The following is a 2,401-nucleotide window of genomic DNA, read 5'->3' as shown; positions in this document are numbered from 1 at the left end:
CGGGCCCGGCCGCGGCCGGACTCCTCGATGACGGCGTCGAGCGACTCCAGCCACTCGCTGGTCTCGGAGGGATCGATATCCGGCAGCTGACTCGGTAGCCCATCGGTGATGACCGAGAACTTCCGGGGTGTGTCCTGCGCCACGCCTTCTCCTGCTCCTCGAGCTTCCCGGGGCCGTCGCGACCATGCGAAAAGGTCCTGATCGTATGATCGTCGGCCCAGTGGTCACTTTTGCAACGTACCGGGGTGGAAACATGCATGATCAATGCGCCGCCGCATCCCGGCCGCTCGCTCATCCCATACGACGCCTGTGCTCTGGGTGATCGGCCGACCCTCGGTGGCCGAGGGGGGTCACCCGGAGAACGGGCCTGTCATGGACCATCGTGCTCTATCGCAGCTGCCTCGTCACGTACGTCTTGGTTACTTCCGGGTCGGGACCTGGGCGATGTGCGGTGCGTTGTTGGCATGTCGTCCGTAGTGCGGCCGATGCCGGGCCCCGCCGTGGTGGACAATCACCCTGATGGAGACCCGGATGAAGACGACGATGCTGTCCGTGCGCACCGGCCGGCGAGAAAGTGTGGTGGATCTCACGCCCGATGCGCGGCGGTTCCTTGCCGGTTCCGGTGGTGGGTTGCTGTCGGTCTTCGTGCCGCATGCCACGGCCGGTGTGGCCATCCTCGAGTTGGGCTCCGGTAGTGATGCCGACCTGCTCGCGGCGCTCGCGGATCTGCTCCCCGCCGACGGCAGATGGCGCCACGCACATGGAACGCTCGGTCACGGCCGCTCGCATGTGATGCCGGCCATCATCCCGCCCTCGTTGGCGGTCCCGGTGATCGACGGCCGCCTCGCGCTCGGGGTCTGGCAGTCCATTGCGCTGGTGGACCTCAACGTGGACAACCCCGATCGAACGGTCCGGCTGTCGTTCCTGGCGGGATGATTCCGCTCTCTCCGGGGTACTGGCGGGGAGTCACATCAGGCTGACCACGCCGTCGCCTGTCCACAACCGACGGCGTGGCACTTGCGCAGTCACCGGAAGGTCCGGTGGACTAGGTCGAGGCGCACCGATCGATGAGGATCATCATTGGATGCGTCCACCGAGACGGGACGCCCTCGCGGCTACGCGGAGCGTCGACATACGAGCAGGAGGTAGTGGAGGGTGAGTCCGACCGCGGCGAACGCCGAGGGTCAGCGCCGAGCGGAGCGGCTGGGAGTCTCCGCCGGGACCCAGGTGCAGTCGCTCAACGAGGACGACGACATCGCCCAGGACCTGCTGGACGCCGTCACGAGCGCCAGCGGGACCGAGCTTGTCCCCGAGGACTCCGACGACGTCGTCGACATCGTCCTGCTGTGGTGGCGGGAGGATGACGGGGACCTGGCGAACGCCCTCATCGACGCACGGCGGCAGCTGTCCGACGACGGCGTGATCTGGCTGCTGACGCCCAAGGCCGGGCGTGCCGGCCATGTCGAGCCGAGTGACGTGCTGGACGCGGTGCCCACCGCGGGTCTCGTCCAGACCAGCACGTTGAGCGTCGCCCAGGAGTGGTCCGGCCAGCGGCTGGCGGCGCCGAAGTCGCAGCGGGTGCGTCACCGCTGACCCAGGGTGCCCGGTCCGGCCCAGCTGGGCCGGTTCGGTCCGGTCCGGTTCGGCCTGGTCGGTCCGGTTCGGCCGGGCCTGGTCGGTTCGGGCCGGTTCCCCCGGTTTCGGGGTCCGGGTCGAGGCAGGCGCGCACCGCCGTGCTCGCGTGCCTCCGGGACGTACGTGGGGTGTATGGGCGCCTCTCGCCGCCGTGGGCGGCGCTCCAGGTGGGCCGGGCGGCGGGCGGTCACCGGTAGAGCGGCACCTGCTGGCCCTCGACCGCCCCGGGGTAGCGGTCCCAGATGCGGTTGATTCCGAACTGCAGGACCAGCGCGCCGCCGCCGATGAGGAAGAGAGCGAAGGCCAGGACCGGATTCGTCTCGGCTACCCCGGCCGCACGCTGGGCGTCGCGGACGCGGGTGCCGAGTCGCCAAGCCGCGACGAACGGCGGGACGATGATTACCCAGCCGATCAGGAAGGCCAGCAGCGACAGCGTCGGGTTCACCCCGATGCGCCGGTCATACTCGGCGAGTTCCTTGTTCGTCCGGTAGATCCAGACGAACGGGTAGACACCCAGGGTGATCAGAGGAAGGCCCAGCCACACCGCGAAGGGGTTGCGCCTCCTCCCGAGTAGGCCGGACCCCTGGAACGTGTCGGGGGAACCAGGTGGTCCGGCCAGGCCCGGTGTCCCGTAGTCGGGGGTGGCGGGGTAGCCTTGCTGCGGTTCGTGGTCTGTCAGAGACTCACGAAACGCATAGATCGGAAATCCGCCGGTGGATGTGCCCGGCCCGTCGATCGGGTGGGGTTCCCGGGCGGGGTATCCGTG

General features: G+C 69.0%; 3 protein-coding genes. 2 read left to right on the top strand and 1 reads right to left on the bottom strand.

Annotated features, from left to right (window positions below; genetic code table 11):
- Window positions 1–531: 531 nt before the first annotated feature.
- A complete protein-coding gene (locus AC08OX_RS03950; RefSeq protein ID WP_476606557.1) occupies window positions 532–936 on the top strand; it encodes a secondary thiamine-phosphate synthase enzyme YjbQ in 405 nt (134 codons plus the stop codon).
- A 219-nt stretch (window positions 937–1,155) separates the two neighbouring features.
- Window positions 1,156–1,593 carry a DUF3052 domain-containing protein gene (locus AC08OX_RS03945; RefSeq protein ID WP_011437440.1) on the top strand — a complete coding sequence of 146 codons (438 nt, stop codon included), beginning with the start codon at window positions 1,156–1,158 and terminating at the stop codon, window positions 1,591–1,593.
- A gap of 229 nt (window positions 1,594–1,822) precedes the next feature.
- On the opposite strand, the gene AC08OX_RS03940 is transcribed toward AC08OX_RS03945, so the two are convergent.
- The coding region (locus AC08OX_RS03940; protein ID WP_476606556.1) for a DUF4234 domain-containing protein at window positions 1,823–2,401 on the bottom strand (579 nt) is incomplete at its 5' end.

The organism is Frankia sp. CoBUL1, from assembly GCF_978021245.1.
This window is presented reverse-complemented; position numbering and strand designations above follow the sequence as displayed.